This is a genomic window from Methylotenera sp. (assembly GCF_013141425.1).
Lineage (GTDB): Bacteria > Pseudomonadota > Gammaproteobacteria > Burkholderiales > Methylophilaceae > Methylotenera.
Map to the genome: position 1 here is coordinate 1 of NZ_JABFRA010000069.1, position 24082 is coordinate 24082.

A 24082-nucleotide genomic window follows, 5' to 3' on the forward strand; every position below is an offset into this window, starting at 1 on the left:
AAACTCACCAATAAGGTAGCCAAAAGCAAAGCTGTCCAACTCAATATGGCCGACATGCGGCTCAGTTGAACAGTAGTTGCAGTTTTAGTTGTTGTCATTAGCATTTTTATTTCTCCCCGAGGAGTTGTAGGCAATTATATAGTCACGCCTGTTTTATCGTCTTAATTTCGTTAATCTTTAGTATTTATGCCTTACTTTTAAGTACAAAACCAAAATTTAAGGTCACGCATTCTAAAACAGTTTTATCAAACCACATTTCAATTTAACAACACTTAACAATACGGTATGTATGTGAAAGTTTTGTGTCACTTACATTAATACACGTGTGAAATTTTCACACAAGGTCAATAATACGTGTGATAATTTCACACGTCAATACCTTTGTGTAAAAAAATCCCACATATTATTTCTGGTATTTGTATAATAAAACTTATGAATAAAAACGCTGAAGCTTCATCTGATAATCCTGTCAAGCAACGCATGCTGACAGCATTGCAGCGAGTGCTAAAACCGCTAATAAGACTAGCGCTTGCACAGGGCATTAATTACCAAATGCTACTTGAATCACTAAAGGTAGTTTTTGTGCAGGTGGCCGAAGAAGAATTTAAACTCTCTGAACGCGAACAGACTGACAGTAGAATTAGTTTACTAACAGGCTTACATCGTAAAGACGTGCATCGTTTGCGCGATCAGCCAGAAAGCACACAAAATCCTTCACTTGTTACCCTAGGCTCTCAACTTGTTGGCTTGTGGATTAGCGATGCTGATTTTGTTGACGATGAAGGCAACCCGAAACCTTTAGCTAGGCTAGCGAGCGTGGGCGGAAACGCCTCTTTTGAAAGACTGGTTACACGTGTAAGCAAGGACATTCGCGCAAGGCCAGTGCTTGATGAATGGCTGAGAGTTGGCGTGGTGTATTTAAATGAGCAAGATTATGTTTGCCTGAATACCGATGCTTTTGTTCCGAGTGAAGGCTTTGAAGAAAAGTTATTCTTTTTTCAGCAAAATATTCATGACCACGCTGCCGCGACCGCACATAATTTAATGAATTTAACGCCGCCGATGTTGGAACGATGTGTGTATTATGATGGACTAACATTAAATGCTGTAAACGAATTAAAGGCATTAGCAGAAACGCATGGCATGACCGCCTTGAAGGCAGTTAATGCAAGAGCTATCGAACTGCAAAGTCAAGTTGGTAATACCGAAGATGCGAATGAACGCTTTACTTTTGCTTTATATTTCTACCATGTAAAAGAAAAGTTTGGCACTAGGTTAAAACACGAATACTACCGAAGAAAAACCGTACGAATTGACTAGATGAAGCTTACAAATAGCCATTCTTCACGTTTTTACTGGAACGATTAATATGACCATATTGATGCGCAGATTCTTTGTATTATTATTGGCTAGCTTGCCATTCAATGCGATTGCCAACCCGTGCGAAGATGGTGGGATTGGCGGCACAGGTATTGCCTTGAGTCGAGGCATTGGCGGCACCGGCATTGGCACTGACGCTGGAATCGGCGGCACAGGTATTTCAGGCGCACAAAAAGGTATTGGTGGTACGGGCGTTCAAGCCAATGCTGGCATTGGTGGTACTGGCATCACGGCGGATGCTGGAATTGGCGGCACCGGCATCAGCAATGTGCAAAAAGGTATTGGTGGAACTGGTGTTCAGGCCAATAGCGGTATTGGTGGTACGGGCATTGTTGGCGTTATTACTGGCTTTGGTAGCATTTGCGTGAATGGCCTAGAAATTCATTATTACAACGACACGCCTGTTAACTTAGATGGTAAAAAAATCAGCAGCCAGGCGTTATCCATTGGCCAAGTAGTGGCAGTGAAAGCGACAGGAAACGACCAATCACTGTTGGCGAGTGAAATTCATGCTTACAACCAAATTACTGGACCAGTCACCGCCATTGACGTGGCAAACAGCTCACTAAAAGTGATGGGGCAAACAGTCTCGGCTGATGCGGCGCAATTAAAAGGCTTGCAGATTGGTAAATGGGTCAATGTTAGCGGTTTACGCAAGGCAGATGGCGCTGTTTTAGCTAGCCGCGTAGATTTAACACCCGCTCAAAAGAATGCACATGTCGTTGGCAACCTGAGTTACCAAGGCAACAATGCTTACCTAAGCGGAACCCGCATTAAAGGAATATCAAAACCAACCATCAACAGCACAGGCGATATAAGTTTGGCAGGCGTGTGGGATGGCAATGCACTGACCGTGAAAGAGATGAAACCAGGCCCTGTAAGTGAATTACTACAAAAAGTAGACACTTTCAGCTTGCAAGACATCGTGACCAGCGAAGTGCCTAGCGGACAAGTGAAAGTTTATGTTCAACAAATAACGGTAAACGCTCAAACCCTGATTGTTGGCAACAACACGAATGCACGTTTAACAGGTAAACCTGTTGTTATTCGCGGTCAGGTAAAAGATGGCAAACCAACAGCGCTGAGCATAGAGCCTAGATCTATCAAAGCAGATTCGATTAAATCTGAGAACAAAACTCGCCGCGACTCTAATGCCAAGTCTTCATCTATTAAATCGTCAAAAGAATCTGGTGAAAAATCATCGGAAAAACGCAATGATAATAAAGATGCTATTTCGTCAGAATCCAAACTGAAAAAGATCGAAAAAGCCGAGACAATAGAAAAAGTCGCAAAAGCTGAGAAAGCTGAAAAGGCTGAGAAAGTCGAGAAAGCTGAAAAGGCTGAGAAAGTCGAGAAAGCTGAGAAAATTGACAAGGTAGAACATATTGAGAAAGTCGAAAGAGTTGAGCGCCCTGAGAAATTTGAGAAAGTAGAAAGCCATCACGACGACTAATTTAATTTAGGCGTTAAATATTGGCCATTTTAATTAGTAATTTTCAATTAAGTAATTTAGAATTGACTTCACTGTTTACGTTTCAAAGAATATGAACAATAAAATTAACTTAACAATATCTGCCATTTTCGTTAGTGCAATTAGCTTTCACGCCAGTTCAAGTCATGCGGATGGAACTCTAAGTTTGACGACGGGCGCTGACTACAGTTCAGGCAAGTACGGTCAATCAAAATCCACACAAATGACCTACATCCCGTTTATTGGGAAGTTTGAAAATGAGGATATCACGCTCAAGCTTACTGTACCTTGGCTACAAATCACCGGCCCAGGTGACGTGGTTGGTGGAAATACGCCGATCGTAATAGGGTCATCTAATCGTAGAACGACAACAGAATCTGGTCTAGGTGATATTGTTTTATCCGCAACGCATACGATTGCTCAATTGGGCGAAACCAAGCCATTGCTGCTGGACATCACTGGAAAAATTAAATTTTCTACTGCCTCTGCCTCTAAGGGTTTAGGTACTGGTGAAAATGATTACACTTTGGAACTGGATGCTTATAAGGCATTGACCGACAGCCTTACCGCATTTGGCGATGTGGGATACAAACGTCTGGGCGACCCGAGTGGGGTCAACTTAAATAATATTTGGTTTACGGCCGCGGGCTTATCTTACAAATTCCTACCTTCCACAAGCGCAGGCATCATGGCTGATTATCGTCAAGCCACCCTTGACACTTCGCAACCCGTGCGCGAACTGACTATTTTTGTAAGCCATAAATTTAATGATGACTACAAATTACAAAGCTATCTTAGCCAAGGTTATTCTGACTCAAGCGCTGACTGGGGTGGTGGCCTAATGTTGGGCAGATCATTCTAATAGCTCATTAGAACTAATTTAGCACCAAAAAATTAAGGGTGAAATTACATTAGCAAGTAATTTCACCCTTTGTGTTTCAAGTCTACAATGTGATACGCAGTCAATTACCGCGAGAAGCCTGCACCCATTTTCAGCTCTGTCCAAGTATTGGATACATGGCAACGCTCGCATTGACGGCCGAAGCTACCATCATGTGGGTCATCGGATACATGACAATCTCCGCAAGTCACCGAAGTAACTAGATTTTTACTCTTAGACGGGCTCTTATGGCACTCATAACAACCAATACCCTTATGCCCACCATCAAGCTTGAACTTGGTTTTGCGATCGTGATCGAAATCCCAAGCCTTCCAATCGCGCGCATTGTGGCAAGTCTCACAGGCGGTACCTAATCTAAGCTTATGTACATCCTCTTTAATGTGGCAACTGTAGCAGTCTGTTTTAGCATTTTTATATTCAGGCGTTAAGTGGCATTTTTTACACTCCACCTTGGCATGTTTACCCAACAATGGAAACTTCGATTTATCGTGGTCGAACTTAGCATCCTTCCAAGATTTAGCATTATGGCAATCTTCGCACTTATCGCCCAACTGCCCTTTGTGCTTATCATCGCCCTTGTGGCAACTAATACACGTAGTCTTCAGTTTATCTTTGTACAAATGCGCTTTGTGGCAGGCATCGCACTTAGTGGTTTTATGCTTATCTAATAATTTGTACTTAGTATCGCGATCATGGTCGAATTTGCTGGCCTTTTTCCAGTCATTTTCGGTATGGCAAACTTCACACTTCTGGTCATAACGACCCTTGTGGCCTTTGTTGTCATCGTCTTTTTTATGGCATGAATAACAATCCATTTTCAGATTTTGACCGTATAGCTTACCCTTATGGCAATCTACGCATTTTGTGGTGATGTGTTTTTCACGCAATTTATATTTCGTGTCACGATCATGGTCAAATTTGCTGGCCTTTTTCCAATCTTTTTCCGTATGGCAAGACTCGCACTTCAAGCCAAAGTTACCTTTATGGCCTTTTTCATCGTCATCCTTTTTATGGCACTCGTGGCACAATAAAGGCAACTTCTCTTTTAAGCCGTTTTTGTGACAGGTTTGGCATTTTGCATCCTTGTGTTTATCACGTAGTGGAAATTTAGTCTCATCGTGATCAAACCCAGGCGTACTTAACCAATTTTTCTCGTTGTGGCATTTTTCACAACGATCACCCAAGGTACCCTCGTGCTTATCATCGCCTTTATGGCAAGCGATACAAGCGGTTTGCAGCTTCAATGTTGAGGCATTTGGCTTATGGCAACTTTCACATTTTGCCGTGAAGTGCTTGCCACGCAATACATAGTGGGCATCCTTACCGTGATCAAAGGTAATATCTTTCCATTCTTTGGCCGTGTGGCAGCTTTCGCATTTCTTGCCAAAAATACCTTTATGTTTATCATCTTTTTTGTGGCAAGAGAAACAATCCTTAGGCGCTTCTTTATATTTTTTTGTTTTATGGCAATCATCACACTTTACATCCGCGTGTTTACCTTCTAGCGGAAATTTCGATTTGTTGTGATCAAATCTGTCCCGCGTTTCTTTCCAGTTTTTCTCGTTGTGGCAACTTTCGCAATCCACACCCAACGTGCCTTCATGCTTATCATCTTTCTTATGGCAGGCATTACATGCATCTGGTGCGTCACGGTATTTAACTTTAGGTTTATGGCAGTCTTTACACTCTGTTTTTTTAGTGTCAGCATGCGCTCCATGCAGTTCAAAATCCGTTTCTGAGTGTTTAAAGGTTTTTTCATTAATTGGTGCGATATCTGCTGCACGGCCTTTATGCTCTGTATGGCATTCTACGCAATCACGTGATTGCTTGAGGCGGCCGTGGTAGCCTTTCTTAGCTGCCACATCCTTATTAATGTCTTTGTGACAGTCCTTACAAAGCTGGTTCTGCCCTTCTTTATCGAATTTCTTATGGCACTTCTGACAGTCATCTTCCCATTTCAAATGCCCTTGAATTACCTTGCCTGGCATCATCACAGACTCAAGCGTATCCGCGCCTGCATTGAATGACAGCATAAAAGTAACTACCAAAAGCAAAATAAAACGTAACATTAACGAATAGCCTATCAGTACATGTGTACCCAAATAACGTGAAATATCGCGGTAGCCACCATCATATACATCAACGGTATATGCAAAATGTGCCAGGCAGAAAATATCTGTTCGAATTTTTTAAATTGCGCGACTGTTTGTATCTGAATAAGATATTGGCTAACCAGATTGGAAGCTTCTTTCGCCACATCATTCATGCGCTCACCACCCAGCTGTTTGTAAATGTACTGCTTGCACTGCCAGGCAATGTACATGCGACGCACATCAAAGCTCAGAAAAAACCACACTCCTTCAAAAAAACCGCGCTTTTTCTCTAGCGCCAAATATTCAAAATAATTGAGTTTTTTTTCAACTTTTGGGAAAAAATGCAGTTTTGATTTTACGTCGCCAGAACTACCCGCGAGCTCCTCACGCGCCTCTTTTAAACTATTACGACTACCGTATAGGCCTTTATGAATACGCGTATAGGCAAACTTACCAATCAATCCACTGCTCGCTACAATCACCATGCAATAAAAGGCTACTTTCGCATTCATTGAACCTAAGCGAAAGGTCGTGTGGAATATCACCAGAAGTGGGCCGAGTACGCCTAAAATCATATGCACACGGAACCAATATTTTAGCTTACCTAAACCTTGCATAAACTTAAGATGCTTGCGCAAAGAATATAGCAACAAAGTCAGCATCATTAAACCGCCGATTAGACCCAAGTTATATCCCAGGCCCATACCTGGTTTATAGTAATTGCCATTAGCAACTTTCCAACCCAGCCAAGCCAGCACGATAATTGAACTAATCAAAACAAAACGATTTAATATATGAACAGTTTTACTTAACAACACAATTCCTTTTTTACAATTGATTACCAATACTTAACATTAATACGAATATTTAGTGACTATAATAAACTGATTAATTTTTGACGTGTGAAAATTTCACACGTATTATAGCGAAAATTTTTCAATAGTTATATATTGCATTATGTTCATTTATATTCCAAGCGTAATATACAGCTAGAATAAAGTGACAAATGTAAATTATAAGGCAAACTTCTCAATATGAAATTCAATGTGTCCGACCTTACCTTAATACTATACCTCGCGCCTTTTCTATTGGTGCTGATACTTTACCTGCGTCACAACCGCAAGCTCAATCGACGTGGCCATGAACGTTTGCACGAAGCGAGAGAGTCTGGCATGACAGAACCAGCCTCCATTCACCCCGTGATTGACTTAACCCGTTGTTGCGGCTCTGGTGCTTGCGTTAAAGCCTGTCCAGAGAAAGCACTTAGCTTAATCAATGGTAAAGCGGTACTCACTGACCCTACCCATTGCATCGGACATGGCGCATGCTTAGAGGCGTGCCCAGTAGAAGCGATTCAGCTGGTGTTTGGTACCGAAAAACGCGGCATGGATATTCCATTCGTAGACCCAACCTTTGAAACCAATGTATCGAACATCTTTATTGCTGGTGAATTAGGTGGCATGGGCTTAATTCGCAAGGCGGCTATTCAAGGTCAGCAAGCCATTAATTCGATATTAACTAAGAAAAATGAAGGTAATGACTACGATGTCATTATCGTTGGGGCTGGGCCAGCAGGACTTTCCGCTACGTTGGCCGCTAAAGAACAAAAATTGAAATATCTTACCATTGAGCAGGAAGAATCACTTGGCGGTGCTATTTTTAAGTATCCGCGCAATAAAGTTGCAATGACACAGCCTGTCACCTTACCAATTATTGGCAAAGTGGAAATGTACGACATCAGCAAAGAAGAATTACTTGGCTTTTGGCTACGCGTGCTTCGTGAACAGCAATTGAACGTGAAATTTCATGAACGCATGGAAACTGTTGAAAAAAACGAAAAGGGCTATCTGGTTAAAACCTCAAAAGGCAACTATCAGACAGCTAATGTGCTATTGGCTATTGGCCGTCAGGGTACACCACGGAAACTGGATGTGCCAGGAGAAGATCAACCAAAAGTTGTGTATCGTCTGATTGACCCTGAGCAATATAAGGGCCAGCATGTGCTTGTCGTCGGCGGTGGAGACAGTGCCATTGAGGCTGCATTAGCACTTTCTGAACAACCTGACACCAACGTAACGCTTTCATACAGAAGTGAGGCCTTTGGTCGCGTTAAAGCCAAAAATCGTGACCGCTTGGCACAAGCCGAAGCCGAAAATCGAATTTCAGTACAGCTTAAATCGAACGTCAAAGAAATCCATTTGGAGACCGTTTCTATAGAGTTAGCCAGCCAAGAAACTGTCGAAATCCCCAATATTGCTGTCATTATTTGTGCCGGTGGAGTATTGCCAACCCCCTTCTTAAAAAATATCGGCGTGATGGTGGAAACGCATTACGGCACAGCAATCAGAGCCAATTAGGTTGAGCAAACAGTTGATCGTCTGCAACGGTAGTCGCTTATTGAAAGCGACCAAATATAAGGATTTTATGAAAGTAATTGCAATAATATTTTGTAGCTTGCTGTGCATCTCTACCAGCACTTTTGCCAATACTCCAGGTGAGATTGAAGTTGGCAGCTATTTAAAAGAGGTAACGCTTAATGGCTTTTCAGGCAAATCTAAAAAGTTATCTGTATTTCGTGGCAAGCCGCTAATTATCAATGTTTGGGCAAGCTGGTGTGGGCCTTGCCGTGAGGAAATGGGCTCACTAGAGCGTCTTGCTCGGCGCTTTAACGGCAAACAGCTTAATATCATTGGCATTTCAACCGATGACGATGCCAGCGCCGCTTTAGGCTTTATTAATGACACAAAACTTAGCTTTGCAAACTACCTTGACCATAATTTGATTCTAGAAAACATGCTGGGAGCCAATACCATTCCTTTAACGATATTGGTCGATGCACAGGGTCGCGTAGTCAAAAAAGTACGTGGTTCCAAAGAGTGGGATAGTCCTGAGTCGCTAAAACTCATTGAGCAGTCCTTATGGATAAAGTTGAAATAGCCAAACGCAAAACTCACGATCAGATAACGCTTTATCCGAAGCACACCATCGTGCACTTCAAGTACATTTTATCTCAAAATTATTAAGAAACTCAGTCAACGGACTACCCAACGATTTTTCTGCATTTTGAATGACTCAAACTTCTGATTCATTCCATAATTGCCTACCTATGCAAAAAACGCCTGCACATCGACCAATAAACGAGTGCGTTTAAACGGCGGCAGGCTTTGCCAGATTTTTTTTCCATAAGCTTTTGAAATTAGTCGTGGGTCGCAAATCATTAACACACCACGGTCATTTTCATCTCGTATTAAACGACCTGCACCTTGTTTTAAGGTAATTACCGAATAAGGCAATTGATATTCCATAAACGCATTTTTGCCTTCTGCATTCAGTTTATCAACCCGTGCAGAAAGCACTGGATCATCGGGTGGTGCAAAGGGCAACTTATCAATAATTACTACACTCAACGCCTCGCCACGCACATCCACGCCCTCCCAAAAGCTTTGCGAACCGACCAGGACGGCATTGCCTAATTGACGAAAGCGGTCGAGCAATTCAGTACGCGAAGTTTCGCCTTGCAATAAAAGCGGGCTTTCAATGCCATTTTCAATAAACGCTTCTTTCAATAACGCATGTATTTCGCGCATGGCGCGCAAGCTGGTAGAAAGCACAAATGCGCGACCACCACTGGCTTGCAATACAGGCAAAGCGGCTGCAACAACTGAAGCAGTGTAGCTTGGACTGTTGGGATCCGGCATCTCCGACGGTACATAAAAAAGGGCTTGTTCTTGGTAATTAAACGGACTATCCCAGAAGGCCGTCTTAGCGGCTTGCAAACCCATTTGCGCGATATAGTGGCTAAAATCACTTTTAACAGCCAATGTGGCTGAAGTAAAAATCCACGCACGCGGCTGTGCATTAAGTTGCTTACCAAAACCTTCTGCCACACTGAGCGGTGTGGCGTGCAACTGTACGGAATGTGTAAACACCTCAACCCAACGCACTAGATTGTTATTTTCGGCCGATTGCCAGCGACTAAATAAATCGAATAAAGCTTCACTGCGTTGCCAGCACTTTTCTAACAATGGATCACGTGCTGCTTGAGTTTCGAGTACTTTTTCTAAGGCTTTTAACTGGCTTTGCATGTAGTTAAAAGCCTCATCAAACCCCTTTAGGGCTAGCGCTTTTTGTACGGGTAGCCTGGAGCCTTCGTAGGCGAAAATCAAACGAAAATCTTTTGCTGCCTTTTCTAAAGCAGGAATCACTTTACCTAGTTCAACGCAGTCTTTAGCCACGGTCAAATAAGCCGCCGTACAATCACGCGCCAGCTCAATTAACTGACTAGTGGAAACATCTTCACCAAAAAAAAGCCCTGCCACTTCTGGCAATTGATGGGCCTCATCAAAAATAACCGTATTTGCACTGGGCAGTAACTCGGCTACACCTTCATCGCGCAGCATCACATCAGCAAAAAACAGGTGGTGATTCACCACCACCACATCGGCTGCAAGCGCCTGTTTTCTGGCTTCCATCACAAAGCAGTCTTTGTAATATGCGCAGTCACCACCCAAGCAATTGTCACGCGTTGACGTCACACTCGCCCAAATCATGGCATTTTCTGGCACAGTATTCAGCTCACTTTTATCGCCAGTTTTCGTATTTTCTGCAAAGGTTTTAATGAGGTGCACGTATTTTGCATCTTCACGTGAGGCAAAACGCCCTTCTTGCTCAGCCCTTTCCAGATGAAAATGGCACACATAGTTAGCACGGCCTTTTAGCATCGCGACTGTGACAGGCACTTTGAGCGCGTCACGCACATTCGGTAAGTCGCGGCTATAGAGTTGATCTTGCAGGTTTTTAGTGCCTGTGGAAATAATAACTTTTCCGCCTGTAAGCAGCGCTGGAACTAAATAGGCAAATGTTTTTCCTGTACCTGTTCCCGCCTCGGCAACTAATTGCGCGTTATTTTCGATGGCATCGGCAATCGCCAATGCCATTTCTAACTGCTGGGTGCGCTCGCTATATCCCTCGATTTGGGTGGCTAGGATACCGTTTTTTTCAAAAACTTGACGGATAGATTGTTCGCTCATAAGGGCTGTGATTATCCCACGACTTGTTATGTTTTAGGCTGAGTCAAAATAATTTATGGCTAAAGTTAAACGGCAGTCAAATTGATTATAAATACAGTCAATTTGCTTTTTTCTCATAAATTCATATAATTGCCACACATGAAAACCATTTTCAATCACTTTTTACTCGGCATTTCGCTTGTATTTTTTGCCTCATCGTGCGCCACGGCAGAGCCTGCCGCAAGCATCGAAGAGATGCCAGTTACTGTTGAATCACTTCCAGCAAGTGAAGTTAGCACCGAAAACTGGTCTGAGCGTGCACAAGAAGTGCTTATCAATGCACTCAGTTTAAGTGGTATTCGGTATAAATATGGCGGCAATTCGCCTGAAACAGGCTTTGATTGTAGCGGATTTGTCAGCTATGTATTTAAACAAGCCACGAGTTTAACACTACCACGTTCTGCGCTAGCAATGAGCCGCCTAGGTACTACAGTCCCTAAAAGCGAACTAAAACCTGGCGACTTGGTATTCTTTAATACTCTTAAATCTGCATTTTCACATGTCGGTATTTACGTGGGCGATAATCGTTTTATACATTCTCCGCGCAGTGGTGGCAGTGTTCGGATTGAAAGCATGGAAAATAGCTATTGGTCAAAACGCTTCAACGGTGCGCAACGTCTGGAATCAGACAAAGAAGTGAGCAAATAAGCAGCGACTCGTTTGAGCTTCACTCGGTGATTCTATCGCTATGACCTAAATCTCTTGCTGGATCAATCACATCACGCACTAACTGCTTCACCTCTTTTGCTTCAGGAAAACGTCCCACCACTTTACGTGAAAAAATTAGCTTTTGGTTTAATGTAATTTCAAATATACCGTTGCTACCTGGTTTTAATGCGACACCTGCCAAATCCTGCTCAAATGTAATCAGTAACTCTTGTGCTAGCCATGCAGCACGAAGTAGCCAACGGCATTGCGTACAATACGTAATTTCGATGTTGTGCTTAGTCAATTTAATCATCCTTGCTGGTATACTTTAACCTGTGTGAATATGATTGAAATACTTATTTAACTAGATTTTGAACTTATAAAATAAGCTCTGTCTTAAACTTAGCGCGTTACATTTGTTGGGAAAATACATGCAAGCTAGAAATAAATACCAAGGTTTCACAAAAGTAGGGCTCGTTTGCTCTGGCTTAGTGCTCGGTCTGATGCTAAGTTTAACATATTCAGCCGTCGCTGAAAAAATGACCAAGCCGCAATTGCCCTTGGAAGACCTGCGCGCATTTGCGGAAGTCTTTGGCAAAATTAAGAGTGATTACGTAGAGCCAGTTGAAGATAAAAAGTTACTGTCGGAAGCGATTAGTGGCATGTTAACGGGCTTAGATCCGCATTCTACCTATATGGACGCCGATGCCTTTAAGGACATGCAAGCAACCACACAAGGCGAGTTTGGCGGATTAGGTATTGAAGTTGCGATGGAAGATGGCCTCGTAAAAGTCGTATCCCCGATTGAAGATTCCCCCGCCTATGTTGCCGGACTAAAAAGTGGCGATCTCATCATGAAACTGGATGAAAAACTCGTTAAGGGTATGACCTTGAACGATGCTGTGAAAATCATGCGCGGCAAACCAGACACCTCCATTGCCCTGACAATATTGCGGAAAAATGAACCTAAACCATTATTAGTTACGCTGGTGCGGGCAATCATCAAAAACAAGAGTGTTAAATATAAGATTACAGAACCGGGCTATGCCTATGCACGTGTTACGCAATTTCAAGAGCGGACCGGTGAAGATTTAGCAAAAGCGATTAAAACCATGCGCGATGAAAACAAAGGTCCATTTAAAGGCTTTGTTTTAGATTTACGCAACGACCCAGGTGGATTGCTAAATGGTGCAGTTGGAGTTTCAGCCGCATTCTTGCCTAAAGAGACTTTGGTCGTTTACACAGAAGGTCGCGCGACTGATTCAAAAATGAAGCTGACCGTTAATCCTGAAAACTACATCAGTCATAGCGCAGCAAATGATTATATGAGAAAAAATAATCTCAACGTAAATAACCCGCTCAGTTATGCACGTGCAATTACCGCTACTGATTACATCAAAGATATTCCTGAAGACATCAAAACCGTACCGATGGTCGTATTGATTAATGCGGGTTCCGCCTCAGCGTCTGAAATTGTGGCAGGTGCATTGCAAGATCATAAACGCGCCACACTCATCGGCATTCGCACTTTTGGAAAAGGCTCAGTACAGACGATTATGCCAATGAATAACGGCGCAGCCATAAAGCTTACAACAGCACGCTACTTTACGCCAAAAGGCCGCTCTATTCAGGCTAAAGGCATTGATCCAGACTACTTGGTTGAGGACGGCACAGACCAATCCAACAATATTCATGAAGCGGATTTAACGCGCCACCTAGCAAATCCGAAAGAACAAGATAAGCCAAAAGATGGGCAAAATTCAGACACCGCAAAACCAGCTGCGACTTCCGCTGAAAAGGAAGCAGCAAAGGCTAAGTTCAATGAGAAGAAATTTTCAGAGCCAACCGCACCCATTGAGCCTGCCAGCAAAGACGATATTCAGTTTGCTCAGGCAATGAATTATCTAAAAGGCAAACCAGTCATTGTGTCGGAAGCACCTAAAGTTGAAGTTACTAAAAAACCTGACGCTGAGGTAGCTAAGTAAGTAACTGCCGTATTACGAGCGTAGAACTCTTAACAATTAATCCGCCTTTGTCATGAGGGCGGATTTTTTATGTGACAGCAATGCGTTTAAGTTAAGTTGAACCCAGATATCGCAATTTCAGATATATTCATTTCAGCTATCTAAAGTGAATATATCTTAAACCCAGTTAAGAAGCCAAGGCTTATAATATCCCCATGAGTTTATCTATCCAAGAACTGATTATTGAAGCAGATCGCTGTGTTGCGTGTGGCTTGTGTTTACCACATTGCCCCACTTACAGAAAAACCGGCTCCGAGGCGGATTCTCCACGAGGCCGCATTCAATTAATGCGGGCTGTAGCGCAAGATATTTTGCCCAACAATTCTCGCTTTAATGCACACATAGACTTGTGCCTAAGTTGTCGTAGCTGTGAATCTGTCTGTCCAAATAACGTAAATTATGGCGCATTGGTCGATACGTCGCGTGCACTTTTTATTGAAAAAAAGTCGCTTTTTTCTCAGCTCACAAAACCTTTTATACGCCAACGAAATTTGGCAAACAGCCTATTTTGGTTGCTGTGGTTAGCTCAAAAGCTGCAGTTAGATGGCTTAGTTAAAAAGTTAGTGCCCGTAGCCAAACTGTTACCTCAGATTCAAAAACCGATTGTTTGGAAATCCATTTACCCTGCAACAACGGCAAAAAAAGGAGCTGTTAGCTTGTTTTTGGGTTGTGCAAGCAATGCGTTCGACAATCAAACACTTAAAGCCAGCGTCTATCTTTTAAACAAGCTAGGCTTTGATGTGCTAATTCCTTCACAGCAAACCTGCTGTGGCGGTATTGCAAGACAAATGGGCGACGCTGACGAGTCAGCAAGGTTAATCGCACAAAATCAGTATGGCTTTGACCCTGCCCTGCCCGTGTTAACAACAGCCAGCGGCTGTGGTGCGGGTTTACATGACTATTTACCAAACCATAAAATACAGGACATCAGTTTATTCCTTCAGGCGTGTGACTGGACGCATGTTGCGATAACACCGCTTAACCAAAAAATCTTTGTACAAGATCCCTGCACCTTGCGCAACGTACAAAAAAGCCATCTGGCAGTTTACGATTTACTAAAAAAAATTCCACAAGCTGATATTCAAGCTTTACCAGGCAACAGCCAATGTTGTGGTGGCGCTGGTGCTTATATTCTGACTCAAAGTGATATGGCTAATACGCTACTAAATGATAAGTTGAATGCAATTCAAGTCAACAAAGTTGCCCTACTGGCTACTTCCAACATCGGCTGTAGTTTGCATATCGCCAAAGGATTACGTGAGAAAAATATTACTGTTAATGTTTTGCATCCAATACAAATTTTTGCCAAGCAATTAAACTTCACGGGTGAAATATAAGCGTAAACTGTCACTATGCTAAATAAACTAGATTCATTCATTATTGAATTTGATACGGGCTTACGTACCTTACTAGCTAAGCCGCGTAGTCTTCGCGCGCACCCAGATAAAAGTACCCCAGAAGCGGATTTAACGAATGAAGAAAAGAAGCAGGCGGCTGCATTAATGCGTGTAAATCATACTGGCGAGGTCTGTGCGCAGGCACTTTATAGCGGCCAAGCGCTAACTGCGCATAAAGTCGAAACGACGGCGGCGCTAAAACAGGCCGCACTGGAAGAAACGGAACACTTGGCTTGGTGTGAAACACGCATTTCCGAGCTTGGTGGCCGTACAAGTATATTAAATCCACTTTTCTACGTTAGCGCATTTACCATGGGGGCTATTGCTGGCAGATTAGGTGATAAATGGAATTTAGGCTTTCTTGCTGAAACAGAAAAACAAGTTGGAGTTCACTTGGCTAGCCATCTTGAAAAACTACCACATGCAGACCAGAAAACGCGTAAAATTATCGAACAAATGCAGCGGGATGAAGCTAGTCACGAACACGCTGCCAAATTGCACGGCGCAGCAGATTTGCCCGCACCAATAAAAATTGCAATGAAGACTATGTCTAAGCTAATGACGACTTCAACGTATTACATATAGCCCATTAAAGAGGTAAGAATTGAATGCAAAAATTTAGTGATGTATTACAAACGCTTGATGACGCCTCGCACGTACAGCGTATAGAACTCTTTAATAACGATGGCAGCCCTGCTGGCGTTATAGAGAATAAACCAGGCAGCCAAGGCTCGGTAAAAGTTTATTATCACTTGTATCGTATGTATGGTGAAATTTCGCTAGATGCTGCAGTTGAAGGTTTAAGCTTATTTGCTGAACACACCGGCGATGCGGAAAACTGCCCCGGCAAACACCCGAATGTAGATAGATTATTGAATCTCTTGGAAGACGAACAGCCACTTAAAGTAAAAGTCACCGAAAAATAAAATATTTCTATTTGGAAACACGCCTCGCTTGCTAGCACCTGAATGCTAGCAACAGCATATTAACAAAATTTAATTTAGTTTCCCGCTAGAAATGTCCTTAACAGTAGTTTACTTTATCAGTTCAGCGATCGTTCTCAGCTCAAAATCATGCGTAATTTCGACGCTTTTACTCAACATAATTGAAGCAGAACAATATTTTTCTGCGGATAATTTAACGGCACGCTCCACTTGAGTAATATTCAAATTATCGCCCGTTACAACAAAATGGACATGAATTTTAGTAAATACTTTAGGAATTTCATCCGCACGCACTGCCTCTACTTCTGCCACGCAATCTACAATAGGTTGACGTGCTTTTTTGAGAATTGTCACAACATCAAACGAAGTGCAAGCGCCCATCCCTATGAGCAACATTTCCATAGGGCGCATACCAATGTTGCGGCCACCATTTTCAGTCGCGCCATCTAACACCACGGCGTGGCCTGTTTCCGACTCTCCTATGAAGCTGACACCGTCAACCCATTTCACTCTAACATGCATCATTTTCTCCTGTAGTAAGAGCAATTTTTAAATCGCGAATGCAGTCGCACCATCTACTCGCATTCGCGCAATAAATTACGCTCCTACAACAATCATTTAACATCCAATAATTCAACATCAAAAATTAAATTGGCATTTGGTGGAATCGCACCACCTGCGCCACGTGCGCCGTAACCTAATTCGGAAGGAATTATTAAAGTACGTTTTCCGCCAACTTTCATCCCTGCAAAACCTTCATCCCAGCCCTGAATGACTTGGCCCCCGCCTAAAAAGAAATTGAATGGCTGATTGCGATCTAAACTACTATCAAATTTTTTGCCTTTATAGCCCTCTGCCGCGGCATCGTACAACCAGCCAGTGTAATGCACCGTTACATTAAAGCCTGGCTCTGCTTCACGGCCAGTACCAACTTGTGTATCAATTTTTTGTAATTCAGTTACTTCTGTGGTCATTGCTGCGGTTTCCTTTGCTGGGGTTGATTTAGGTGTTTCTGCATTGCAAGCGTTGAGTGAAAACACCAATCCACTGGCAACAAATAGGTTGAATAACTTCATCAATCATCCTTATCTAATTAAATATCGCATCAAGTGCGTATGCGACATGATACCGCAAACACATGCAAGTTCTATTAACACGACAATTTTTTCGAGTGATTTGAGTTGTTTTTAGCAGAAATTTTGATTCTAATTTTAGGGTTGCTGGTGTACCCACTCAATCAGAGCATCTTGGGCATTTCTACTTGCCGCGGCATTGTTGTGATTCACCATCATCACCATCACATGCCGATGATGATTCGCATCGAGCACATAGCCAGCAATGGCACTAACACCATCCAGTGAACCTGTTTTGAGATGTGCACGTCCATTTGCAAGGCCCTCTTTCAAACGGCCCATCACCGTTCCATCCTGAGATAATATCGGCAATGAAGCTATGAACTCGGCCATCACCGTACTATTGTAAGCACTTACTAACACTTGCCCTAAATGCGCTGCACTAATACGCTCAATTCGCGATAGGCCCGAGCCATTTTCAATGACCAGCTCGTCAAATTCCAACCCTTTACTAACAAGCCAAGTCTTTACCGCCAAGCTACCCTTAGCCTCGCTAGCTGGCGGATTATTAGACTCCGCCGCAATAGTTAGCAATAACTGCTTAGCCATTAAATTATTACTCCACTTGTTAATATCGCGCACCACATAGCCTAAAGGGTCGGATAGTTGCTCAATTATTTTAATAGCCGAACCGGATGTTTCTTGAGTTTTAAGCATCCCACTGAACTTTCCACCCAATTCTCGCCACAATTTTTTGAATATATAAAACGCGTACTTTTCATCATCTAGCACACTAAGCTCAAAATAACGCTCGCCACAACTTGGCGAGAATTTACCGTTAAAAGTCACGGCAACCCCGGTTTTTTTAGGGATAACCACGTAACTAAAACGACTTCGCCATGCTCCACACTCCCCTTCGGTGGTTGTCATATTATTAATGATTTGCACTTCCGGTAACTCAAACTCTTGGTAGATTTTCACTAGATTATCCAACACTACAAACTTAAAGCTGGTGTTGCGTCCATTCACCAAAAAAGCACTAGGTTCGGCGTTATAGGCGCGCCAAACTTCATCATCAAAATTCTTTTTGTTACTGATGTTTGTCGCAAAAAAGTTTTTATCAATTATAAAATCGCCTTTAATTTCTTTAACACCCGCTTGCTGTAAGCTCATGAGTAGGCGCCAAAACTCTTGCGCATTAAAACTAGGGTCGCCGTAGCCTTTGATGATTAAATTACCGTTAAGAACACCATTGAGTAATGGACCATCGCGATAAACCTCGGTTTTCCAGCGGTAGCTTGGTGTTAGCAGATCAAGCGCGGCATTCGTGGTGACCAGTTTCATCACCGATGCAGGATTGAGACTTTTATCACCATTGTGATTAATAATTGGACTAGCTTCATCAACCGCTTGAACATACACTGCAACACTTTGTTGAGGAATCGCCGATTTATTGAGAGCTTCAACGACTGTAGTTGGGAGTTCCGCCTGCGCAGTAACCGAAACAAAAAAAAGCAGATAAGACAGTTTTGATTTTATGTTTGAAATTATCATTTTTGTGGCACTTAGCTCAATAAGTCAAATTAAACCGAAGCGTGCACAGCCTTTAATGTAGCTTGTACTAAAAAATCGACCTCTGCTTCACTTATTGTATAGGGCGGCATCCAATACACGGTGTTGCCAATCGGGCGTAGCAACAAACCATTATTGAGGGCGGACACATAACAATCACGTGCGAATTTGGTATTTTTCGTTTGTACATCAAAGGCAAAAATCATGCCTTGATGGCGCAGATGCACATGGGGCAATTCGTTTAAAGCACTGAGCTTTTCCACAATATTGGCTGAAAGTATTTTGTTCTGCTCAATAATATGATCTTCTTCAAAAATTGCCAGCGTTGCCAACGCTGCGCTACAAGCCAGAGGGTTGCCAGTGTAACTATGGCTATGCAAAAAACCACGCACGGTACTGTCATCATAAAAAGCCTGATAGATTTTATCGGTTGTTAACACGGCAGATAAGGGAAGATAACCACCGGTAATCCCCTTTGAAAGACAAATAAAATCAGGCAACGCTTTTATATTTTCAGTCAGATGGCCGTTGCCTTCAGTCGCCCACTCGTAAGCAAACATTTTACCTGTGCGTCCAAAGCCCACGGCAATTTCATCGGCAATTAAATGCACTTCATACTGAGTGCAAATTTCGCGAGCTCGTTTTAAATAAACGGGGTGATACATGCCCATGCCTGCCGCGCATTGAACTAGCGGCTCAATAATAAAAGCTGCCAGTTCATGTGAATGTTCACTTACATACTGCTCCAAGGCATCTGCACAACGCAAGGCAAACGCTTCTGCACTTTCACCAACTTCTGCCAACCTAAAATCAGGGCTAGGCATTTGTGCTGACTGCATCAACAACGGCGCATAAGTATCTTTAAAAATCGCCACATCGGTTACACCCAAAGCGCCTAGCGTTTCACCATGATAACTATTTTGCAGGCTGATAAATTTGGTTTTATTGGCCTTGTCTGGGGTTTCAGAATATAGGTTTCGCCAATAATGAAAACTCATTTTTAACGCAATTTCCGTGGCACTTGCGCCATCACTCGCGTAAAACGCATGGCCTAAACCAGTGAGCTTAGCGAGTTTTTCGGAGAGTTTCACCACAGGCTCATGGGTAAATCCCGCCAGCATCACATGTTCAAGCATATCCAACTGCTGCTTAATCGCATTTTTAATGCGTGAATTGTTATGCCCAAACAGATTCACCCACCAAGAGCTAACTGCATCTAAATATCTTTTGCCTTCTGCATCATGCAACCATACTCCCTGACCCAGTTTAATTGGAATCAATGGAAATTGCTCATGCCGCTTCATCTGCGTACAGGGATGCCAGACGGATTGAAGGCTACGGTTAATAATATCTTGGTTGCGCATGCCTGAATTGTACGATGTTTTTGCTTCACGCATAAATCAAATGTCGTCATAAGCTATTGTTTAGTCTAAAATTCAGTATTGAACACTCTTGTTTACTCTCTTCAGTCAACCCATGCAAAAAACTCGCCGTCACATTGAATTACTCGCTCCAGCCAAAAACGCTGACTTTGGTATTGAAGCAATTAACCATGGTGCAGATGCCGTCTATATTGGCGGTCCGGCCTTTGGTGCGCGCGCCAAAGCCCCTAATACAGTGGCTGATATTGCACGCTTGGTTAAGCATGCCCATCGTTACCATGCAGAAGTATTTGTGGCATTAAATACCATTTTTCATGATAACGAACTTTCAGGGGCGCGAACTTTAGTGCAGCAACTTTATGAGACAGAGGTCGATGCGCTGATTGTGCAAGACATGGGTTTACTGGAATTGGATTTACCGCCGATCCAGTTGCACGCAAGCACACAAACTGACATTCGCACCGTTGAAAAGGCTGTATTTTTAGACCAAGTAGGTTTTTCGCAAATGGTGTTGGCGCGTGAATTAGATTTACGCACAGTCAAACAAATTGCCGACGCGACCACGGCAAACTTGGAATATTTTATTCACGGCGCCCTTTGTGTAGCGTTTAGCGGTCAATGTTACATCAGCCATGCCCACACTGGCCGCAGCGCCAACCGCGGCGAATGTTCGCAAGAATGCCGTCTGCCTTTTACTTTAGAAGACCAAAAAGGCCGAATCATTGGTAAAGATAAGCATTTTTTATCCATGAAAGATAATGACCAAAGCGCCAACTTAGTTGCGCTGATTGAGTCGGGAGTGAGTAGCTTTAAAATTGAAGGGCGCTACAAAGATTTATCCTACGTAAAAAATGCCACTGCGCATTATCGACAATTGCTAGATGAAATTTTGCATGCTAGACCTGAATTGGCGAGATCATCGCACGGCAATTGCACTTACACATTTACGCCACAGCCTGAAAAAACCTTTAATCGTAACGCAACCGACTATTTTGCTAATGGTCGCCAAGCTGACATTGGCGCGTTTGATACGCCTAAATTTTCGGGGGAATTATTGGGCAAAGTCACCAAAGTGGGTAAAGACTTTATTGAAGTCGAAACACCAACTCAGTTACACAACGGAGATGGCGTATGCTTTTTTGATGTGCATAAAGAGTTAGTAGGCTTGCGCATTAACACCGTAGTGGGCAAAAAACTTTATCCCAACGAAATGCCTGCCGACATTCGCAACAACACAACTCTGTATCGCAACCGTGACCATGCTTTTATGCGCTTGCTAGAAAAAGATTCCGCACAACGTAAAATTGAAGTTGAAATAATTTTTGCGGAAACACCAACGGGGTTTGCACTAGGCTTGACGGATAGCGCCCGCTTTAGCGCAACAGTCGATTGCATCGCCGATAAGCAAGCCGCGCAAACACCTGATAAAGCCGAAACAAGCTTACGTGAAAACCTAAGCAAACTCGGCAATACCGACTTTACCGCTCATGAGATTCACTTGCAAATCAGCCAGGCTTGGTTTATACCCGCCTCTACCATAAACAATCTACGCCGCAAGGCGATTGAACAATTGCAAAAAATACGTGAATCAAGCTATCAACGTCCACCCCGCCGAGCCGCAACTGAGCCTCCAGCAACCTTTCCAGAAGATACCTTAAGCTACTTGGCCAATGTATATAACTCAAAAGCACATCAATTTTATGAAAAACACGGCGTAAAGATGATTGCTGCCGCTTACGAGGCGAATCAAGAGTTAGGCGAAGTACCACTGATGATTACCAAGCACTGCCTGCGTTTTAGTCATGGCCTTTGCCCTAAAGAAGCCAAAGGCGTGATTGGAGTACAAGGTACAGTCACCGCAGAGCCAATGACCTTAATAAATGGGAATGACCGCTTCACGCTTAAATTTGACTGTAAACCCTGTGAAATGCACGTCATGGGCAAGGTACGCAAACCTGTACTACAAATGGCAGCGCCACAGCCAGTAAAATTTTACGCAAAACAAGATTAAGTTCTCACGGCAATCCCTTGAATTCAATTTATATTTATTGAATAGCTATTGACATCTTCTTTAAAAAAAGACATGCTACGTTTCGGTTGCCATTCACCCTTTCGGGTGAATGATTCCAGGTGAATCAAGGGGATGAATTAAAATGCGACATTTTTTGTTGGTGTACTTTCTATTGCTTAACACCGCGTGGCTTTCTGGCTGTGTACCGGCCATAACCACAGCTGCCAGCCTTGGTGGCTCGGCCGCCATGAACCACACCTCTAACGGCATTACCTATAGAACATTCACTGCAAAATCTACTAAAGTAAGAGCAGCTACGTTAAACGCATTAAATCGTATGCAAATCAAAGTGATCTCAGATAACTTGCAAGAAAAAACCAACATCTGGCTACTTTCTGCAAAAACTGATGATCGCAACATTGAAATTCAAATCGAACCCATCAGCGTCAATACGACACGCGTTCGGGTGACGGCAAAAAGCTCAATATTCTCTTACGACAGTGCGACTGCTGAAGAAATTATTCAGCAAACAAAAAGAGCGTTGGGCTAGCCTATTTGACCTTAAAAATTACGCTAAGAAATTTAGCCTAAGCAATAAACTAATAAGCCCATACACTTAAAAGATCAATTTTAGCGGCAAGTAAATTAATTGCCAAAAATTTACGCTTTTTTAACAAACTCTGACTTCAGCTTCATCGCTCCAATACCATCGATTTTACAATCGATGTCATGGTCGCCATCCACCAAGCGGATATTTTTCACTTTAGTGCCTACCTTCACAACCAATGAAGAACCTTTCACTTTCAGATCTTTAATCACAGTGATGGTATCGCCATCTTGCAGAACATTACCGTTAGAATCACGAACGATTTTTGCACCTTCATCAGCATCAGTCGTCGCAGTTTTACTCCACTCATGCGCGCATTCTGGGCAAACGTAGTTATCGCCATCCTCATAGGTGTATTCAGAATTGCATTTTGGACAGTTTGGTAAAGCGCTCATAGTGACATTCTTTTCTATTAAAAAATTAAAATTTACTAGCTATTCATGGTGCAGGATTCGTTATCGCCAAATGCAATTTCTCAATTTCTTGCAAGACTTCTGACGAGAGCTTTGTTTTCCATGCTGCAATATTTTCCTTGAGTTGAATCATGCTCGTAGCGCCAATAATGGTACTTGTGACGCACCAGCGGTGCATCACAAAACTCAAAGCCAGTTGCGTTGGTGTTAAGCCGTGGTCGCGAGCCAACTTAGCATATGCAGCGCTAGCTATCGCTACATTCGGTTTGTTATATCGTTGCGCATAGCCTAAAAATTGATTAACACGCCCTTTTGCCTGAGGGTTATCAATGTATTTGGCCGTTAAATGACCAAAGGCAAGTGGTGAATACGCTAACAAACTGACGTTTTCACGATACAAAATCTCGCTAATACCAAAATCTATCGTGCGATTCATCAAGTGATAACTATTTTGCAAAGTGGCTATACGCGGCAAGTTATATTCTTTGCTGATGCGCAGAAACTCCAAAATGCCCCATGGTTGCTCATTCGAAAGCCCAATCGCGCGCACTTTTCCTTCTTGAATCAATTCAGCTAGGGTTTCCAATTGTGTGTGAATGCTGACCCAAGCTTTTTGATTTCCCTGCGTATCTTGCTCTAATTTAGGATCAAACTGATATTGCCCAAACAGGGGCACATTGCGCTCAGGCCAGTGAAGTTGATAAAGGTCGATGTAATCCGTTTGTAGGCGCTTTAAGGAATCATGAATTGCGCTACGAATATTGGCTTTGGTAAGCGTATCATCGCCATTACGTATCCAGTTGAGTCCACGGTTACGCCCCGCAACTTTGCTACCTAAAATAATTTTATCGCGTGCCTGATTTCTAAGCCAATGACCAAGAATAGTTTCGGTTCTGGTAAAGGTTTCTGATTTGGGCGGCACGGGGTACATCTCGGCCGTATCAATAAAATTGATACCTTGTGCCTGTGCGTAATTCAACTGCTCGTGCGCTTCAGTTTGCGTGTTTTGATCACCAAACGTCATGGTGCCCAAACAAACGGCAGAAACGTTGAGGTCGGAATCCCCTAATTTACGGTATTGCATGATTTTAAAATAC

At 42.9% G+C, this 24082-nt stretch carries 22 protein-coding genes; 12 read left to right on the top strand and 10 right to left on the bottom strand.

Features of this window, described 5'->3' with window-relative positions; all coding sequences use genetic code 11:
- Positions 1–432 precede the first annotated feature (432 nt).
- From HOO90_RS05715 to HOO90_RS05725, 3 genes are all read left to right on the top strand, one after another.
- Positions 433–1320: a DUF6502 family protein gene (locus HOO90_RS05715; RefSeq protein WP_292840638.1), complete on the top strand. Its 888-nt coding sequence runs from the start codon at positions 433–435 to the stop codon at positions 1318–1320.
- 49 nt (positions 1321–1369) lie between these two features.
- Positions 1370–2833, top strand: coding sequence for a DUF5666 domain-containing protein (locus tag HOO90_RS05720; RefSeq protein ID WP_292840641.1), 1464 nt, complete (start codon positions 1370–1372; stop codon positions 2831–2833).
- 91 nt (positions 2834–2924) lie between these two features.
- Positions 2925–3713: a hypothetical protein gene (locus HOO90_RS05725; protein ID WP_292840644.1), complete on the top strand. Its 789-nt coding sequence runs from the start codon at positions 2925–2927 to the stop codon at positions 3711–3713.
- A gap of 104 nt (positions 3714–3817) precedes the next feature.
- Here the strand turns inward: HOO90_RS05725 and HOO90_RS05730 are convergent, their stop codons facing one another.
- Positions 3818–5821: a cytochrome c3 family protein gene (locus HOO90_RS05730; protein ID WP_292840647.1), complete on the bottom strand. Its 2004-nt coding sequence runs from the start codon at positions 5819–5821 to the stop codon at positions 3818–3820.
- A 14-nt stretch (positions 5822–5835) separates the two neighbouring features.
- Positions 5836–6660 carry a hypothetical protein gene (locus HOO90_RS05735; RefSeq protein ID WP_292840650.1) on the bottom strand — a complete coding sequence of 275 codons (825 nt, stop codon included), beginning with the start codon at positions 6658–6660 and terminating at the stop codon, positions 5836–5838.
- Between the two features lie 219 nt (positions 6661–6879).
- Between HOO90_RS05735 and HOO90_RS05740 the strand changes: the two genes are divergently transcribed.
- Both HOO90_RS05740 and HOO90_RS05745 read left to right on the top strand, forming a co-directional pair.
- Positions 6880–8202 (top strand): NAD(P)-binding domain-containing protein, encoded by a 1323-nt coding sequence (locus HOO90_RS05740; RefSeq protein WP_292840653.1) that lies wholly within the window; start codon positions 6880–6882, stop codon positions 8200–8202.
- A gap of 67 nt (positions 8203–8269) precedes the next feature.
- A complete protein-coding gene (locus HOO90_RS05745) occupies positions 8270–8782 on the top strand; it encodes a TlpA disulfide reductase family protein (protein WP_292840656.1) in 513 nt (170 codons plus the stop codon).
- Positions 8783–8949: 167 nt separating this feature from the next.
- Here HOO90_RS05745 and HOO90_RS05750 read toward each other — a convergent pair whose 3' ends face one another.
- The gene (locus HOO90_RS05750; RefSeq protein ID WP_292840659.1) at positions 8950–10875 is read right to left on the bottom strand and encodes an ATP-dependent DNA helicase; all 1926 of its coding nucleotides are present in this window, start codon (positions 10873–10875) and stop codon (positions 8950–8952) included.
- Positions 10876–11013: 138 nt separating this feature from the next.
- Between HOO90_RS05750 and HOO90_RS05755 the strand changes: the two genes are divergently transcribed.
- Complete coding sequence (locus HOO90_RS05755) at positions 11014–11562, top strand: C40 family peptidase (protein ID WP_292840662.1); 549 nt, start codon at positions 11014–11016, stop codon at positions 11560–11562.
- Positions 11563–11581: 19 nt separating this feature from the next.
- On the opposite strand, the gene HOO90_RS05760 is transcribed toward HOO90_RS05755, so the two are convergent.
- Positions 11582–11875 carry a SelT/SelW/SelH family protein gene (locus HOO90_RS05760; protein WP_366928744.1) on the bottom strand — a complete coding sequence of 98 codons (294 nt, stop codon included), beginning with the start codon at positions 11873–11875 and terminating at the stop codon, positions 11582–11584.
- 118 nt (positions 11876–11993) lie between these two features.
- Here HOO90_RS05760 and HOO90_RS05765 point away from each other — a divergent pair, with 118 nt between their 5' ends.
- The 4 genes from HOO90_RS05765 to HOO90_RS05780 all read left to right on the top strand — a co-directional run bounded on the left by HOO90_RS05765 (position 11994) and on the right by HOO90_RS05780 (position 15909).
- Positions 11994–13547 carry a S41 family peptidase gene (locus HOO90_RS05765; RefSeq protein ID WP_292840668.1) on the top strand — a complete coding sequence of 518 codons (1554 nt, stop codon included), beginning with the start codon at positions 11994–11996 and terminating at the stop codon, positions 13545–13547.
- Between the two features lie 194 nt (positions 13548–13741).
- Entirely contained in the window at positions 13742–14923 is a 1182-nt protein-coding gene (locus tag HOO90_RS05770) for a (Fe-S)-binding protein (protein WP_292840671.1), read from the top strand.
- Between the two features lie 15 nt (positions 14924–14938).
- Entirely contained in the window at positions 14939–15568 is a 630-nt protein-coding gene (gene coq7 / locus HOO90_RS05775; protein ID WP_292840674.1) for a 2-polyprenyl-3-methyl-6-methoxy-1,4-benzoquinone monooxygenase, read from the top strand.
- A 23-nt stretch (positions 15569–15591) separates the two neighbouring features.
- On the top strand, positions 15592–15909 hold the full coding sequence (locus HOO90_RS05780; protein ID WP_292840677.1) for a DUF2322 family protein: 318 nt from the start codon (positions 15592–15594) through the stop codon (positions 15907–15909).
- Positions 15910–16017: 108 nt separating this feature from the next.
- Here HOO90_RS05780 and HOO90_RS05785 read toward each other — a convergent pair whose 3' ends face one another.
- The 4 genes from HOO90_RS05785 to bioA form a co-directional block, all read right to left on the bottom strand.
- On the bottom strand, positions 16018–16449 hold the full coding sequence (locus tag HOO90_RS05785; protein ID WP_292840680.1) for an OsmC family protein: 432 nt from the start codon (positions 16447–16449) through the stop codon (positions 16018–16020).
- Positions 16450–16541: 92 nt separating this feature from the next.
- Positions 16542–17003: an FKBP-type peptidyl-prolyl cis-trans isomerase gene (locus HOO90_RS05790; protein WP_292840683.1), complete on the bottom strand. Its 462-nt coding sequence runs from the start codon at positions 17001–17003 to the stop codon at positions 16542–16544.
- A gap of 135 nt (positions 17004–17138) precedes the next feature.
- Positions 17139–18554 (bottom strand): D-alanyl-D-alanine carboxypeptidase/D-alanyl-D-alanine-endopeptidase, encoded by a 1416-nt coding sequence (dacB, locus tag HOO90_RS05795; RefSeq protein ID WP_292840686.1) that lies wholly within the window; start codon positions 18552–18554, stop codon positions 17139–17141.
- A gap of 29 nt (positions 18555–18583) precedes the next feature.
- A complete protein-coding gene (gene bioA, locus HOO90_RS05800; protein ID WP_292840720.1) occupies positions 18584–19936 on the bottom strand; it encodes an adenosylmethionine--8-amino-7-oxononanoate transaminase in 1353 nt (450 codons plus the stop codon).
- Positions 19937–20048: 112 nt separating this feature from the next.
- Here bioA and HOO90_RS05805 point away from each other — a divergent pair, with 112 nt between their 5' ends.
- Entirely contained in the window at positions 20049–21965 is a 1917-nt protein-coding gene (locus tag HOO90_RS05805) for a U32 family peptidase (RefSeq protein ID WP_292840689.1), read from the top strand.
- Positions 21966–22107: 142 nt separating this feature from the next.
- Positions 22108–22515 carry a DUF3568 family protein gene (locus tag HOO90_RS05810; protein ID WP_292840692.1) on the top strand — a complete coding sequence of 136 codons (408 nt, stop codon included), beginning with the start codon at positions 22108–22110 and terminating at the stop codon, positions 22513–22515.
- Positions 22516–22625: 110 nt separating this feature from the next.
- On the opposite strand, the gene HOO90_RS05815 is transcribed toward HOO90_RS05810, so the two are convergent.
- Both HOO90_RS05815 and HOO90_RS05820 read right to left on the bottom strand, forming a co-directional pair.
- Positions 22626–22967, bottom strand: a complete 342-nt coding sequence (locus HOO90_RS05815; RefSeq protein WP_292840695.1) for a zinc ribbon domain-containing protein YjdM — start codon at positions 22965–22967, stop codon at positions 22626–22628.
- 43 nt (positions 22968–23010) lie between these two features.
- A complete protein-coding gene (locus HOO90_RS05820) occupies positions 23011–24069 on the bottom strand; it encodes an aldo/keto reductase (RefSeq protein ID WP_292840698.1) in 1059 nt (352 codons plus the stop codon).
- Positions 24070–24082: the final 13 nt, after the last annotated feature.

Excerpts from the sequence above, each read along its gene's own strand:
- HOO90_RS05715 (WP_292840638.1), top strand. The coding sequence starts at position 433 with ATGAATAAAAACGCTGAAGCTTCATCTGATAATCCTGTCAAGCAACGC.
- HOO90_RS05720 (WP_292840641.1), top strand. The coding sequence starts at position 1,370 with ATGACCATATTGATGCGCAGATTCTTTGTATTATTATTGGCTAGCTTG.
- HOO90_RS05725 (WP_292840644.1), top strand. The coding sequence starts at position 2,925 with ATGAACAATAAAATTAACTTAACAATATCTGCCATTTTCGTTAGTGCA.
- HOO90_RS05730 (WP_292840647.1), bottom strand. The coding sequence starts at position 5,821 with ATGTTACGTTTTATTTTGCTTTTGGTAGTTACTTTTATGCTGTCATTC.
- HOO90_RS05740 (WP_292840653.1), top strand. The coding sequence starts at position 6,880 with ATGAAATTCAATGTGTCCGACCTTACCTTAATACTATACCTCGCGCCT.
- HOO90_RS05745 (WP_292840656.1), top strand. The coding sequence starts at position 8,270 with ATGAAAGTAATTGCAATAATATTTTGTAGCTTGCTGTGCATCTCTACC.
- HOO90_RS05750 (WP_292840659.1), bottom strand. The coding sequence starts at position 10,875 with ATGAGCGAACAATCTATCCGTCAAGTTTTTGAAAAAAACGGTATCCTA.
- HOO90_RS05755 (WP_292840662.1), top strand. The coding sequence starts at position 11,014 with ATGAAAACCATTTTCAATCACTTTTTACTCGGCATTTCGCTTGTATTT.
- HOO90_RS05760 (WP_366928744.1), bottom strand. The coding sequence starts at position 11,875 with ATGATTAAATTGACTAAGCACAACATCGAAATTACGTATTGTACGCAA.
- HOO90_RS05765 (WP_292840668.1), top strand. The coding sequence starts at position 11,994 with ATGCAAGCTAGAAATAAATACCAAGGTTTCACAAAAGTAGGGCTCGTT.
- HOO90_RS05770 (WP_292840671.1), top strand. The coding sequence starts at position 13,742 with ATGAGTTTATCTATCCAAGAACTGATTATTGAAGCAGATCGCTGTGTT.
- coq7 (WP_292840674.1), top strand. The coding sequence starts at position 14,939 with ATGCTAAATAAACTAGATTCATTCATTATTGAATTTGATACGGGCTTA.
- HOO90_RS05780 (WP_292840677.1), top strand. The coding sequence starts at position 15,592 with ATGCAAAAATTTAGTGATGTATTACAAACGCTTGATGACGCCTCGCAC.
- HOO90_RS05785 (WP_292840680.1), bottom strand. The coding sequence starts at position 16,449 with ATGCATGTTAGAGTGAAATGGGTTGACGGTGTCAGCTTCATAGGAGAG.
- HOO90_RS05790 (WP_292840683.1), bottom strand. The coding sequence starts at position 17,003 with ATGAAGTTATTCAACCTATTTGTTGCCAGTGGATTGGTGTTTTCACTC.
- dacB (WP_292840686.1), bottom strand. The coding sequence starts at position 18,554 with ATGATAATTTCAAACATAAAATCAAAACTGTCTTATCTGCTTTTTTTT.
- bioA (WP_292840720.1), bottom strand. The coding sequence starts at position 19,936 with ATGCGCAACCAAGATATTATTAACCGTAGCCTTCAATCCGTCTGGCAT.
- HOO90_RS05805 (WP_292840689.1), top strand. The coding sequence starts at position 20,049 with ATGCAAAAAACTCGCCGTCACATTGAATTACTCGCTCCAGCCAAAAAC.
- HOO90_RS05810 (WP_292840692.1), top strand. The coding sequence starts at position 22,108 with ATGCGACATTTTTTGTTGGTGTACTTTCTATTGCTTAACACCGCGTGG.
- HOO90_RS05815 (WP_292840695.1), bottom strand. The coding sequence starts at position 22,967 with ATGAGCGCTTTACCAAACTGTCCAAAATGCAATTCTGAATACACCTAT.
- HOO90_RS05820 (WP_292840698.1), bottom strand. The coding sequence starts at position 24,069 with ATGCAATACCGTAAATTAGGGGATTCCGACCTCAACGTTTCTGCCGTT.